The 12,392-nt window shown below is 66.6% G+C and carries 13 protein-coding genes; 9 read left to right on the top strand and 4 right to left on the bottom strand.

Features of this window, described 5'->3' with window-relative positions:
- Positions 1-128 precede the first annotated feature (128 nt).
- Positions 129-593, top strand: coding sequence for a hypothetical protein (locus tag J2X45_RS13855; protein ID WP_310215667.1), 465 nt, complete (start codon positions 129-131; stop codon positions 591-593).
- Complete coding sequence (locus J2X45_RS13850) at positions 491-1,270, top strand: HTTM domain-containing protein (RefSeq protein WP_310215664.1); 780 nt, start codon at positions 491-493, stop codon at positions 1,268-1,270. Before J2X45_RS13855 ends, J2X45_RS13850 begins: the two co-directional genes overlap by 103 nt.
- Here the strand turns inward: J2X45_RS13850 and J2X45_RS13845 are convergent.
- Both J2X45_RS13845 and J2X45_RS13840 read right to left on the bottom strand, forming a co-directional pair.
- Entirely contained in the window at positions 1,267-2,358 is a 1,092-nt protein-coding gene (locus tag J2X45_RS13845; RefSeq protein ID WP_310215662.1) for a glycosyltransferase family 1 protein, read from the bottom strand. The genes J2X45_RS13850 and J2X45_RS13845 overlap by 4 nt on opposite strands.
- Positions 2,358-3,182 carry a UDP-2,3-diacylglucosamine diphosphatase gene (locus J2X45_RS13840; protein WP_310215661.1) on the bottom strand — a complete coding sequence of 275 codons (825 nt, stop codon included), beginning with the start codon at positions 3,180-3,182 and terminating at the stop codon, positions 2,358-2,360. The genes J2X45_RS13845 and J2X45_RS13840 overlap by 1 nt, the downstream gene beginning before the upstream one ends.
- A gap of 263 nt (positions 3,183-3,445) precedes the next feature.
- Here J2X45_RS13840 and J2X45_RS13835 point away from each other — a divergent pair, with 263 nt between their 5' ends.
- Both J2X45_RS13835 and J2X45_RS13830 read left to right on the top strand, forming a co-directional pair.
- On the top strand, positions 3,446-4,075 hold the full coding sequence (locus J2X45_RS13835; protein WP_310215660.1) for a helix-turn-helix domain-containing protein: 630 nt from the start codon (positions 3,446-3,448) through the stop codon (positions 4,073-4,075).
- Between the two features lie 238 nt (positions 4,076-4,313).
- The gene (locus tag J2X45_RS13830) at positions 4,314-6,443 is read left to right on the top strand and encodes an FG-GAP-like repeat-containing protein (protein WP_310215658.1); all 2,130 of its coding nucleotides are present in this window, start codon (positions 4,314-4,316) and stop codon (positions 6,441-6,443) included.
- A gap of 81 nt (positions 6,444-6,524) precedes the next feature.
- Here the strand turns inward: J2X45_RS13830 and J2X45_RS13825 are convergent, their stop codons facing one another.
- Positions 6,525-6,746 (bottom strand): hypothetical protein, encoded by a 222-nt coding sequence (locus J2X45_RS13825; protein ID WP_310215656.1) that lies wholly within the window; start codon positions 6,744-6,746, stop codon positions 6,525-6,527.
- 224 nt (positions 6,747-6,970) lie between these two features.
- Here J2X45_RS13825 and J2X45_RS13820 point away from each other — a divergent pair, with 224 nt between their 5' ends.
- Entirely contained in the window at positions 6,971-7,207 is a 237-nt protein-coding gene (locus tag J2X45_RS13820) for a hypothetical protein (RefSeq protein WP_310215653.1), read from the top strand.
- A gap of 298 nt (positions 7,208-7,505) precedes the next feature.
- On the opposite strand, the gene J2X45_RS13815 is transcribed toward J2X45_RS13820, so the two are convergent.
- Entirely contained in the window at positions 7,506-8,000 is a 495-nt protein-coding gene (locus J2X45_RS13815) for an Lrp/AsnC family transcriptional regulator (RefSeq protein ID WP_310215650.1), read from the bottom strand.
- A 99-nt stretch (positions 8,001-8,099) separates the two neighbouring features.
- Here J2X45_RS13815 and J2X45_RS13810 point away from each other — a divergent pair, with 99 nt between their 5' ends.
- The 4 genes from J2X45_RS13810 (at position 8,100) to J2X45_RS13795 (ending at position 12,220) form a co-directional block, all read left to right on the top strand.
- Entirely contained in the window at positions 8,100-8,360 is a 261-nt protein-coding gene (locus J2X45_RS13810) for a DUF6356 family protein (RefSeq protein WP_310215648.1), read from the top strand.
- A complete protein-coding gene (locus J2X45_RS13805) occupies positions 8,357-9,358 on the top strand; it encodes a putative sulfate exporter family transporter (RefSeq protein WP_310215646.1) in 1,002 nt (333 codons plus the stop codon). The genes J2X45_RS13810 and J2X45_RS13805 overlap by 4 nt, the downstream gene beginning before the upstream one ends.
- A 152-nt stretch (positions 9,359-9,510) precedes the next feature.
- Positions 9,511-10,962, top strand: coding sequence for an amino acid permease (locus J2X45_RS13800; protein ID WP_310216058.1), 1,452 nt, complete (start codon positions 9,511-9,513; stop codon positions 10,960-10,962).
- A gap of 109 nt (positions 10,963-11,071) precedes the next feature.
- Positions 11,072-12,220 (top strand): acyl-CoA dehydrogenase family protein, encoded by a 1,149-nt coding sequence (locus tag J2X45_RS13795; protein ID WP_310215644.1) that lies wholly within the window; start codon positions 11,072-11,074, stop codon positions 12,218-12,220.
- Positions 12,221-12,392 lie beyond the last annotated feature (172 nt).

Raw genomic sequence — 12,392 nt, 5'->3', positions numbered from 1 at the left:
TTGAGACGTGCAGAGCTTTGAAGCGACCGCGAGCCGTTTGGCGTCCGTGGTGAGGCGGCTTAGCTTGGCGTTGAAAGGATTCCTCATGGATCTTCGCTCTGCTGGCCCCGACGTCGTGATCAAGGCCGATGTCGCCTGACGTTTCGGCCCTCCTCTCCCCGCTCCGGCTTTTGGCGCCGGCGCTGGTTCCATCGTGGAACTTCTTCGACGTGATCGCGCCTGCGCCGCGCGTCGAGTACGCCCTGCTGGCCTCGCCCGGCGACGCCACCGGGACTTGGCGCGTGTTCCGACCCCGGCCTGAGCGTGTCTCGCTGGCGCGGATGGCGCTGCGGCTGGTCTGGAACCCGCGCTGGAACCAGTCGCTATTTGTGATGAGCTGCGCCGAGCGGCTGGCCGAGGACCGCACCCCCGAACACAGCGAGGCCGAGCTCTTCAAGCGCATCGCCGCCGACCTAGCCGCCGAACCGGCCGACCCCGCACGTCCCTGGCTGTGCTTTCGCCTGGTGTTCGTCCACCGCGAGGGCGAGACCCTGACCGAGGAGGTCATGGTCCAGCCCGCGCCGCGCCGGCTGGCGGAGATCGACATCCGATGAGCCTGGAGCTGGCCCGTCGGCTCGTCGAGATCCTGCTGGCCCTGGCGCTGATCCAGCAGAGCCTGGAGCACCTGCGCGGATTCCGGGACGAGCGGATCCTGTTTTCGGCGCGGATCGCCTTGGCGGTCCTGGTGCTGGCGGGCGTCGCTTCGCCGTGGCCGCTGGTCGGGCTGGCCGCCCTGTCGCTGCTGATCCTCCACCGCTTCCAGGGGCCCTATAACGGCGGCAGCGACCGAATGGGCCTGCTGATCCTGTGGTGCCTGACGCTGTCGAGCCTGGCGCCGACGCCGCTGCTGGCCGAGCTGGCCTTCGGCTATCTGGGCGCGCAACTGACCCTGTCCTACTTCATCTCGGGCTGGGTGAAGGTGGTTAACCCCGACTGGCGCTCAGGCCGGGCGCTGCGGGACGTCTTCCAGTTCTCGGCCTATCCGGTGGCCGAGAGTTTGCGCGGCTTCGCCCATCGGCCGTGTCTGCTGCGCGCCATGTCCTGGGGCGTGATGGGCTTTGAGCTGGTGTTCCCGCTCACCCTGCTGTGGCCGCCGGCCCTGATGGCCGGACTTGTAGTGGCCGGGACCTTCCACCTGGCCAATGCGTGCCTGTTCGGGCTCAACCGCTTCTTCTGGACGTGGCTCAGCGCCTATCCGGCGATCCTGTGGCTGCAGGGGCGGGTGTTCTAGGCCGCCGTCTTCTTGCGCAGCCGCGCGAGCCGCCGCAGCCGGCGCCAGAAGCGGGTTTTTTCCGGTTCCGGATAGGGCTGCAGGTTGCGGAAGAACTCCTCGGCGCAGGCGCGCCACGAGAACCGCTCGGCGAACTTGCGGACCACGGTGCGGTCGAGATCCAGGCAGGCCAGACACGCCTCGCGCAGACCCTCGGTCTGGCCCGGCGCCAGGACGCCGGCGTTGGAGCCCGGAATGATGTCCACCGGACCCGGCGCCGAGAACGCCGCCACCGGCACGCCGGCGGCCATGGCTTCCAGGATGACGAGGCCGAAGGTGTCGGTCAGGGACGGGAAGCAGAACACGTCGGCGCAGCCGAAATAGCGGCCCAGTTCGTCGCCGAACTTGGCGCCCAGGAACTTCACCTCGGGATACTTCTCGGCCAGCTCCTCGCGCTGGGGACCATCGCCGATGACGACCTTGGTGCCCGGCAGGTCGAGGCTGGCGAAGGCCTCGATGTTCTTCTCCACGGCCACCCGGCCGACATTGAGGAAGATCGGCCGCGCCAGGCCCTCGAACAGGTCAGGCTCATCCGGCAGGCGGGGCTTGAAGATGTCGGTGTCCACCCCGCGCGACCACGGCGAGAGGTTGCGGAAGCCGTGCTTGGCCAGCTCGTCGCGCATGGTGGGCGTGGCCACCATCAGGCGGCCCGACGGCTTGTGGAACCAGCGCATGTAGGTGTAGCCGGCCGCCAAAGGCAGCGGCAGGCGCGCCGAGACATATTCCGGGAACTTGGTGTGGTAGCTGGTCGTGAACGGCAGCTTCCATTCCAGACAGATGCGGCGCGCGGCCAGGCCGATCGGCCCCTCGGTGGCGATGTGGATCGCCTCGGGCTCGAACAGCTTGAAGCGCTCCTGCACCGGCTCATAGGCGCCGATGGCCAGCTTGATCTCGGGATAGGTCGGCAGCGGGAAGGTCGGGAACTGGTCGGGGCTGACCACGTCCACGATATGACCCATGGCGCGCAGTTCTTCGGTCACCCGGCTCAGGGTTCGCACCACCCCGTTGACCTGGGGCTCCCACGCATCGGTCGCAAGCAGTATTCGCATCAGGCGGCGGCCGGCTCCCGCATCGGCTCGTCAGCAGACAGGGCGGGCGCGCGGTCGATCACCGACCACGACCGCACCTTGGCCCATTCGACGATCTCCAGGCGACCGTCGGCGTGCTCGGCCAGGGCCGTGCAGCTTTCCACCCAGTCGCCGTCATTGACGTAGTGCATGCCGTCGATGTCGCGCATCTCGGCCTTATGGATGTGACCGCAGATCACGCCATCCACGCCCCGACGTCGGGCCTCGTCGGCCACGGCGGCCTCGAAGTTCTCGATGAACTGCAACGCGTTCTTCACCTTGACCTTCAGATAGGCCGAGAAACTCCAGTACCCGAATCCCAGGCGACGCCGCAGGCGATTCACCAAGGTGTTCAGCATGAGGATGGTTCTATAGGACCAATCCCCGAGGAAGGCGAGCCACTTGGCGTGCTGCACCACCCCGTCGAACTCGTCGCCGTGCACCACCAGATAGCGCTTGCCGTCGGCGGTCTCGTGGATCACGTCGCGGGCCACCACCACGCCGCCGAAGTGGACGCCGCAGAACTCGCGCACGCCGTCGTCGTGGTTGCCGGGCACATAGATCACTTCGGTGCCCTTGCGGGCCATGCGCAGGATCTTCTGCACCACGTCGTTGTGGGTCTGCGGCCAGTGCCAGCCGCCGCGCAGCTTCCAGCCGTCGATGATGTCGCCGACCAGATAGAGCTTTTCGCACTCGATGTGGCGGATGAAGTCCAGCAGCAGCTCGGCCTGGCAGCCGCGCGTGCCCAGATGCAGGTCGCTGATGAACACGGCGCGATAGTGGCGGACGGCGACGTGGGCGCTCATGGTCGAATCCCCCTCGCGGCCGCTACAGATCGCTCCGTCCCCGGATCGGCGCGACGGCGGCCGGTGGGTGGCGATTAAGCCGATTGCATGTCGCTTTGATGAAGCCCGGCGCTCGGGCAGCGACTGAGGCTTCCCCTGGGGCAGCCTGAAAAAGACGCACTTTCGACCAAGCTGTCAAAAAACTGCGCCGCGCGTCGGAACCTTTCGCCACAGGCGACTTGCGGCCTGTTGCGGTGCAGCATCCGCCACATTAGATCAAGCCGATGGACGCCGCCCGCCTCGCCAAGGACACCCGCAAGTCGCAGAAGACGCGCGCGCGGATTCTTGACCGGGCGATGCATCTGTTCGCCGAGATCGGCTACCACGCCGCCACCAACCCAGCCATCGCCGATGCGGCCGGTCTGACGCGCGGGGCGATGCTCTATCACTTCCCTACCCGCGAGGCCCTGGTCGAGGCCGCCGTCGCCCATATCCAGGCCGAGCGCTCAGCCCTGTTCCGCGCCGCCGCCGACAGCCTGCCGGCCGGCGGCGACGTGACCGAGCACGCCATCGACAGCTATTGGGACCTGCTGCACAGCGTGCCCTTCACCGCCTTCGCCGAGCTGGAGGCCGCCGGCCGCACCGACCCGGCGATCCACGCGCTGCTGGCCCCTGCGCAGGCCGAGTTCGACCGCGCCCAGGCCGGCGACCACTTCCTGAAGATCCTCCACGCGGGCGCCGGTCCCCGCTTTCAGGCCAGCCGCGACCTCGCCCGCTTCATGCTGGAGGGGCTGGCCCGCACCACGCTGACCTATGACAAGGACGGCCGCAAAGAGCGCCTGCTGGCGGTCATCAAGCGCGCCACGCACATGCTCAACCGCAAGGGCGACATACAGGATCTCTGGCCGGAGTAGGGGGCTCCGGGCAGGCGATGAGGCCGGGCAGGTCTTGTCGCCGTCGCGACGCTAAAGGCGGCAGTCGACCCTGAGCAGTCCCTCGCTCAGTCTGCATCTGCGGCGGTGTCACGCCAATCGCTCCCATTGGCGCGCCTCCGAGACGTGCGACACCCTACAATCGGCGATGCGCGCGCTGGCCCGAGGGTGAGATCAAGCGGCGACGGAGGGAGCCCTCCGGTCGACCGTGGAGATCGCCTTGCCTGTCACCCTCAGCGCTCAGAAGCCGCCCATTCCATCCACCTACTACAAGGTCGGCCAATTTGGCATCGAGACGGTGTCGATCCGTGAGGACTACGGGGTCTATTATTATCCGACAGCCGCCGACCGGCATGATCCGGGCATCTTCACGGTCAACATGACCTATAGCGCTGTCGGCGACTTCAACGGCGACGGCTTTCAGGACGCCATCGTCAGCTGGTCGGTCTATCCGCACACAGTACCGCATCAAACCGCGATCCGGCCCGCGATCTATCTCAACGACCAGCATGGCGGCCTGCGCTTGGCGACCGCCGCCGACGTGGAGACAATTCCCGTGGTCGCCAAGGGCCAAAGGTTCGCTGTCGGCGATCTCAACGGCGACGGGATCGACGATATTGTCCAGGCCAGCGAAGGACTCAACCAGCGCAACACCGACGGCACATACACGACCAAGTACGACCCGATCGTCATGCTGCTTTCGGCGGCCGGCGGAAAGCTGGTCAACGGCACGGCAAAGATCCAGGGCCAGGAGACTGGCGGCCCGGCCGTCGGCTACGGTGTCGGACACGAAATCTCGCTCGGCGACGTCGATGGGGATGGCGACCTGGATCTCTTCAGCGGCCGGATCCTGTTCCTCAACGACGGCAAGGCCAACTTCACCAACGCGGCCAACGCTCTGCCAAGCCAAGTCCGTCCAGCAAACACGATCCTGACCGCCTCGGCGATGGGCGACTTCGACGGAGACGGCAGGGCCGACATCTTCGCGGCCTATCTGGACGGGACGCAGTACGTGGCTCTGTCGCGGTGGAACGGGACCGAGACGGGCTGGCAGGTCGCGGCCGCCCCCGCCCCGCTTTTCGGCGCCAACACCAAGCCCAATGACGCCGCCGTCGCCGACATAAATGGCGACGGCCTGCTCGACATCATCGTTAGCGTGACGCGAGCGGAGCCGTATTACCAGGGCGCGGCCCTGCAGATTCTGGTCAACAAGGGCCAGGGCAAGTTCGCCGACGAGACCACTGCGAGAATCGACAACACGCCTCGAGACAGGTGGCATGGCGAAGGCCAGCTGGACATGGTCGATATTGATCGCGACGGCGATCTCGACCTCATCCACAGCACCGACTGGACCTATGACGGCGCCGGCAAGATCGTTGGCGGCGGCGTCGCCGTGGCGGTCAACGATGGAAAGGGCGTCTTCACCTGGCTGCCTCAAGCCGTATTCGCCGACGTCAAGAGTTACCAGTTGACCGGTTCTGAAAGTGCAGAGCCCTTCCAGCAGCGGGACTTTCTGGCGCGCTTGTTCCCCATCGATATCGACAAATCCGGCGCGATCGACTTCATCGGCACGGTTCAGACACCGTACGCTCGCTGGCCAACCACCGAGCCGTCGGAGTTCACCTCCTACACGGTCATCAACACCGCCCCTGCGCCGGGAATGTCCTTGCCAGCGCTTAGCGAAGCGACGCGCTCGATCCTGCGCCTGACCGATCCTGTGCTGACCTCGACGCTGTCCACAAAGGTGAGCGCCGGAACCCTGACGAACGCCGAAGCGATGACCGAGATCATCAAGGCGGCGGGCGCCTCGACCTCGGTGGCGGTCCTGGCCTATGAGTTTTTCACGGGAAAGATTCCGGGGCAGGCCGGCGTCGACTATCTGGTCTCGCCGACCGGTCCCAACGCCAACAACCTCAACAGCAAGTACTACCAGTCGTTCAACCTGGAAAATCGCTACATCAACTTCGCGGTCAATCTGGGCAAGGTCGGCGAGGGCAAGGCGCAGTTCGAGGCCAAGTACGGGTCCCTCTCGCTCTTCGACGCCACCCGCGAGGCCTATAAGACCATCTTCGGCGCGGCTCCGACCGACGCCAAGATCCACGCCCTGATCGACACCCGGACCGACTATTTCGCCAGCTACGGCGGCGACGGGGCGAACGGGATCGGGACCAAGGCGGCCATGGTCGGCTGGCTGCTGGCCGAAGCCGTCAAGGCCGATGTCGGCGTCATGGCCAAGTCTAACGATGCCTGGCTCATCGACCTCTCGGACGGCTCGGCCCCGTTCGCCATCGACATCCTCGATCCCGCCAAGGGCTACTACAAAGCCGAGTTCATCTTTGGGGGAAGCTGAGCTTAGCGCGGTGTTGGTGGCTGGCGACTTCCGCAAACACCCATAACAGACCCTCGATCTGTCCGTTTCTGGCAGCGGTCGTTACCCGGTGCGCTGGGCCGTCCACGGTTTGAAGAGGCCGATCCACAGCACCAGCACCGCGAGATAGGCGAGGAGCTGAGTCAAAGGAGCGACGGGGCCCAAGCTGTGCAGCAGCGCCACCAACGTCACCCAGAGCGGAATCGCGTTGGCGACGCAGGCCAGCCAGGCCGAAAGGCTCTGGCCCTTATCGGCGGGCGCGGCGGTCGCGCTAGGCTTGGACATCGTCTCCCGCTCCGGACATGAAACCGAGCGTCACCCAACCGCGCGGGCCCGCGCCGATCAAACCAGTTCCGCTGAGGCGGGCGATAGCGCGGCTGAACGACCATCGGCCTTGATGGGGACCGAGGACGCCCAATCCCCGTCATTGGCGGCGCAAGCGTCCATGAAATCAGAGGCTTGCGATTTTTCAGCGCCGCTGAATGACCCGCGTCTAAATCAGCCGCACAATGATCCCACCTCGTCGCGAGGAAGGGGCGCATGGCCAGCGACCATTTGCGGCGGCGGGGGGTGGTCGAGCGGGAAGAGGTTCGAGGGGGATACTCGAACGGTCCGGGGCTGAGCTTGCTGGGTTCACCCGCCCGCCGTCGGCGTGGTTGGAGGTAAAAGGATGTGTCTTAGCCTGTAGTGGCTCGTCCTCTCCGACCGTCGAGCGTCTGGGAAACCAAGCGCTCGGGTCCCGGTAAGGCCTGAACAGGGCCACCTGACGGGACGCGGACGGATAACGGCTGCGCGGAGCGTTCGGGCTTCGTCGAAACGGTATTTACAAACTCACACTCCGGACGAACGTCCGGCGCTCCGCAGCCCTTTCCAGACCTTCAGCGGTAAACTGCGTGAAGCTGCTAAAGCGCGTCCCCTCCCCTCGATGGGGAGGGGTAGGGGTGGGGTGAACACAGCGCCAAATGCAGCGTACCGCCGCCACCTCAGCACTCACCCCCATCCCCGGCCCTTCCCCATCAAGGGGAAGGGAGGTCTTCACAGCGCTCAGGTCGGGGCGATCGGCAGGGCGGTGGTGAACTTGATCTGCTCCATGGCGAAGCTGGACGAGACGTCGGTCAGCGGGGCGGTGGCGATCAGGCGCTTGTAGAACCGGTCGTAGGCGGCGATGTCCCTGACCACGACCTTGAGGAGATAATCGACATCGCCGCTCATCCGATAGAATTCGACCACCTCGGGCAGGGCGCTGGCCCCGGCGGCGAACTGGTTCAGCCAGCCCTCGTCATGGTGGCCGGTCTTGACGGCGACGAAGACGGTCAGGCCCAGGTCCAGGGCCTCGCGGTCCAACAGGGCGACGCGGGCGGTGATGACCCCGGCGTCCTGCAGGCGGCGCACCCGCTTCCAGCAGGGGGTCTGGCTGAGGCCCACCCGTTCGGCCAGTTCGGCGATGGGAACTGTGGCGTCCTCCTGCAGGATGGCCAGCAGGCGGCGATCGATTTGATCAAGATCAATCATCTCGAATTCCGCTTCCAGGGAGAACAATATTCTCCATATCGCGGAAATGGTAACCTTTCAAACAATGCCTTTCTCCGAATCCACGCCATCCTTAGAACGCATCGGTTTCAGCCAGCGGGGGCTTTCATGGACCTGTCGTTCACGCGTCATCCCAAGTCGGTCGGCGAAAGCTACGGTCAGCACATGGGCGTGGCCTGGAGCTTTGGCTTCACCCTGCTGGGCGCGGGCCTGGCCTGCATCATCCATGGCGTCCTGCCCTTCGCGTTCGAGCGCACCGGCAGCCAGACCGTGCGCCGGCTTCACGAGCGCCTCTCGAACCGCTGCGCCAAGGCCGACGCCCACTTCGCCGCCGCCGCCTCGATGAACGGCGAAACCGTCCGCGGATGACCGCCGCGGCCCTGCGCCTGAACGCCGTCCGCATGGGGCCGGGCCTTCTGGCCGGCCTCTTGATGGCGGTGCTGGCCAAGCTCCTGTCCCAGAGCCTGCACGCCCCGGCGCCGCTGATCGCGGTGGTGCTGGGCATGATGCTGGGCGCGCTGGGCCTGCAGGGGCAGCTGGGCGCGGGTCTCGACATCTTCGCCAAGCCCGGCCTGCGGCTGGGCGTGGCCATGATGGGCGCGCAGATCAGCTGGAGCGAATTCGCCGCTCTGGGCGGTCCGGCCGTTCTGGCCAGCGGCGCGGTGGTGCTGGGGGGGCTCGGGATCGGGGCCCTGGCCGGCGCGGCCTTGGGTCTGCCGCTCGCCGAGGCCCTGATCGCCGCAGCCGCCTGCTCGATCTGCGGCGCCTCGGCGGCCCTGGCCGCCTCGCAGGCCGCGCCCTCCAGTCCGGAGAACCAGCGCACGACGGCGCTGGTCATCGTCGGGGTCAACCTGCTCTCGACCGTAGCCATGCTGGCCTATCCGCCGGTCGCCAACGCGCTGGGCCTGACCGCCCACCAGGCCGGCGTCTTTTTTGGCCTGTCGATCCACGACGTCGCGCAAGTGGCCGGGGCCGGGGCCTCTGTGTCGCCGGAGGTCGCCGGCACGGCGGCTCTGGCCAAGCTGTCGCGGATCCTGTGGCTGGGCCCGGCCGTGGTGTTGATCGGCCTGATGCTGACCCGCACCGCCCAGGGCGGCCGGGTGTCGGGCCTGCAGGCCCCGCCGATCTTCGTCTGGGGCTTCGCGGCCCTGGCCGCCGCCCGGGGCCTCAACCTGATCCCGCCGGCGCTGGTGGCGATGCTCGGGGCGTGCTCGAGCTTCCTGTTGCTGGCGGGCGTCGGCGCCATTTCGGCCAAGCTCGGCCCAAAGGCCCTGCTGGAGGTCAAGCCGCGCCTGGCGATCCTGCTGGTGACGCTCACGGTGGCCGTGGCGATCCTCGCCTACGCCCTGACGAGGATTTTCTTCTAACTTCGAGGCTTGGCTGGGAACGAAACCCGCTCCATGGTCCGCATCGAGAGCCTGTCCGCTTCGGATCTCGATCCGAAGCGGCTAAACAGGCTCGCGACTATTTGCAGAGCATGGCGGACGCCGAAACCGCTGACGCTTTCGGCTGCCATGCTCTGGTCGGAGGGACCCCCAAAGTGAGCTTCTGGACGCGCCGCAAGGCCATCGACACCATCACCGCCGGTCATGCGGACAGCCATCAACTGAAGAAGACCCTGAGCTGGCCGCACCTGGTGGCCCTGGGTGTCGGGGCCATTGTCGGGACCGGCATCTACACCCTGACCGGCGTCGGGGCGGGCCTGGCCGGGCCGGGCGTCATTCTCTCGTTCCTGATCGCCGGCGCGGTCTGCGCCTGCGCCGCGCTTTGCTACGCCGAGCTGTCGACGATGATCCCGGCCTCGGGCAGCGCCTACACCTACAGCTATGCGGCGATGGGCGAGCCGGTCGCCTGGTTCGTCGGCTGGAGCCTGATCCTCGAATACACCCTGGTCTGCGCGGCGGTGGCCGTAGGCTGGTCGGCCCACGCCCATGGCTTGTTCAAGATGATCGGCTTCCCCGACGCCCTGCTGGCCGGACCCCACCAGGGCGGGCTGATCAACGTGCCGGCCGTGTTCATCTCGATGGCAGTGGCGGGTCTACTGGCCCTTGGCACCCGCGAGAGCGCCACGGTCAACATGGTGCTGGTCTTCGTGAAGATCATCGCCCTGGCGGTCTTCGTTGCGCTGTGTCTGCCGGCGTTCAACATCGCCCACTTCACGCCCTTCATGCCCAATGGCTTCCAGGCCCATGTGCCGGAAGGCGCGGCCGCCGACGCCGCCAAGATCGGGGTGATGGCCGCGGCCAGCCTGATCTTCTTCGCCTTCTACGGCTTCGACGCGGTGTCGACCGCCGCTGAAGAGACCAAGAATCCCAAGCGCGACCTGACCATCGGCATCGTCGGCTCGATGGCCGTCTGCACGGCGATCTACATGATCGTCGCCGCCGTCTCGATCGGCGCCTCGCGCACCGAGGTGTTCTCCAAGAGCGAGGCCCCGCTGGTTTTCATTCTTGAGAGCCTGAACCATGGCAAGATCGCCCAGCTGGTCGCCCTGGCCGCCGTCGTCGCCCTACCGACCGTGATTCTGGCCTTCATGTACGGCCAGAGCCGGATCTTCTTCGTCATGGCCCGCGACGGCCTCCTGCCCCGCGCCCTGTCGAAGGTGAACGCCAAGACCGGCACGCCCGTGATGATGACCCTGCTGACCGGCGTGCTGTCGGCGGTGATCTCGGGTCTCCTGTCGCTGAAGGACATCGCCGAGCTGGCCAACGCCGGCACGCTGTGGGCCTTTATCGCGGTCGGCGCCTCGGTGATCCTGCTGCGTCTGCGCGAGCCGAACCGTCCGCGGGTGTTCTCCACCCCGCTATGGCCCATCGTGGCGCCCGCCGGCATCCTGGGCTGCCTCTACCTGTTCGTCAGCCTGCCCGGGAAGACCCAGCTCTACTTCCTCTACGCCCACCTGATCGGGGCGGTGGTCTATCTGGCCTATGGCATGCGCAAGAGCGTGCTGGCCCAGCAGGAGCGGGCGTAAGGGAAGGCTTCCATTCTCGAGGGCCATCGCTACAGTTCCCGGCAAAACAAGCGTTTGACGCCACCCTCGCGGTTTCCGTGAGGGGCTGGGAAACTGGGAGACGAAGCGAATGGCCCTCGATCTGGAAACGCGTGAGCAGCTGATCGACACGGTCGCCCGCTTCGTGGCCGAACGTCTGCGGCCCATCGAGGCGCAGGTGGCCGAGAACGACGCCGTCCCCGCCGACGTGATCGAGGAGATGAAGGGGCTCGGGCTCTTTGGCCTGACGATCCCCGAGGAATTCGGCGGCCTTGGCCTCAACATGGAGGAAGAGGCGCTGGTGGCCATCGAGCTGGGCCGCGCCTCGCCGGCCTTCCGCTCGGTGTTCGGCACCAATGTCGGCATCGGCAGCCAGGGTCTCGTGATGTTCGGCAACCCCGAGCAGAAGGCCAAGTGGCTGCCGGGAATCGCGTCGGGCGAGGTGATCACCTCGTTCGCCCTGACCGAACCGGAAGCCGGCTCCGACAGCGCTGCGGTCCAGACCCGCGCCACGCTGGACGGCGACCACTACGTCCTGAACGGCTCCAAGCGTTACATCACCAACGCTGGCAAGGCGTCGCTCTTCACGGTGATGGCGCGGACGAACCCCGACGCCAAGGGCGGGGCGGGGGTCTCTGCCTTCCTGGTGCCGCGCGACCTGCCGGGGCTGACCGTCGGCAAGCCCGAGAAGAAGATGGGCCAGCAGGGCGCCCACATCCACGACGTGACCTTCGACAATGTCCGCGTGCCGGCGTGGAACCGCCTTGGCGCGGAAGGCGAGGGCTTCAAGGTGGCCATGCAGGTGCTGGATCGCGGTCGGTTGCACATCGCCGCCGTCTGCGTGGGCGTGGCTGAGCGACTGATCGCCGACTGCGTGGCCTATGCTTCGGAACGCAAGCAGTTCGGCCAGCCGATCGCCAGCTTCCAGCTGATCCAGGCGATGATCGCCGACAGCAAGACCGAGGCCCTGGCCGCCAAGGCGCTGGTGCTGGAGACCGCCCGCAAACGCGACGCCGGGGTCAATGTCACGCTCGAGGCGGCGTCGTCCAAGCTCTTTGCTTCTGAAATGGTCGGCCGCGTGGCGGATCGGGCCGTGCAGGTGTTCGGCGGCGCCGGCTATGTCGCCGACTACGGGATCGAGCGGCTCTATCGCGACGTGCGGATTTTCCGAATCTACGAGGGCACCAGCCAGGTCCAGCAACTGATCATCGCGCGGGAGACTTTGAAGCGCGGGGGGTGACTGCGGCGACCGGTCGCACCAGCCGCCGTTGGGGCGTACTTAGCCCGCAAGCCGTGCTTCCGTTGGCGCGGCGCAAGAAGCTAGAAGTGTGCAATCGCTTGCAACCTACGCGGGGTGTGCGGCAAGGCGTCGCACCTGATGCGAGTATATTTAAGCGCCGGTTAAGGATCAG

Origin of the sequence: Caulobacter sp. BE264 (assembly GCF_031457805.1) — a bacterium.
In the GTDB taxonomy this organism is placed as follows: Bacteria; Pseudomonadota; Alphaproteobacteria; order Caulobacterales; family Caulobacteraceae; genus Caulobacter.
This window is presented reverse-complemented; position numbering and strand designations above follow the sequence as displayed.

Excerpts from the sequence above, each read along its gene's own strand:
- J2X45_RS13855 (WP_310215667.1), top strand. The coding sequence starts at position 129 with ATGTCGCCTGACGTTTCGGCCCTCCTCTCCCCGCTCCGGCTTTTGGCG.
- J2X45_RS13845 (WP_310215662.1), bottom strand. The coding sequence starts at position 2,358 with ATGCGAATACTGCTTGCGACCGATGCGTGGGAGCCCCAGGTCAACGGG.
- J2X45_RS13840 (WP_310215661.1), bottom strand. The coding sequence starts at position 3,182 with ATGAGCGCCCACGTCGCCGTCCGCCACTATCGCGCCGTGTTCATCAGC.
- J2X45_RS13835 (WP_310215660.1), top strand. The coding sequence starts at position 3,446 with ATGGACGCCGCCCGCCTCGCCAAGGACACCCGCAAGTCGCAGAAGACG.
- J2X45_RS13825 (WP_310215656.1), bottom strand. The coding sequence starts at position 6,746 with ATGTCCAAGCCTAGCGCGACCGCCGCGCCCGCCGATAAGGGCCAGAGC.
- J2X45_RS13820 (WP_310215653.1), top strand. The coding sequence starts at position 6,971 with ATGATCCCACCTCGTCGCGAGGAAGGGGCGCATGGCCAGCGACCATTT.
- J2X45_RS13810 (WP_310215648.1), top strand. The coding sequence starts at position 8,100 with ATGGACCTGTCGTTCACGCGTCATCCCAAGTCGGTCGGCGAAAGCTAC.
- J2X45_RS13805 (WP_310215646.1), top strand. The coding sequence starts at position 8,357 with ATGACCGCCGCGGCCCTGCGCCTGAACGCCGTCCGCATGGGGCCGGGC.
- J2X45_RS13795 (WP_310215644.1), top strand. The coding sequence starts at position 11,072 with ATGGCCCTCGATCTGGAAACGCGTGAGCAGCTGATCGACACGGTCGCC.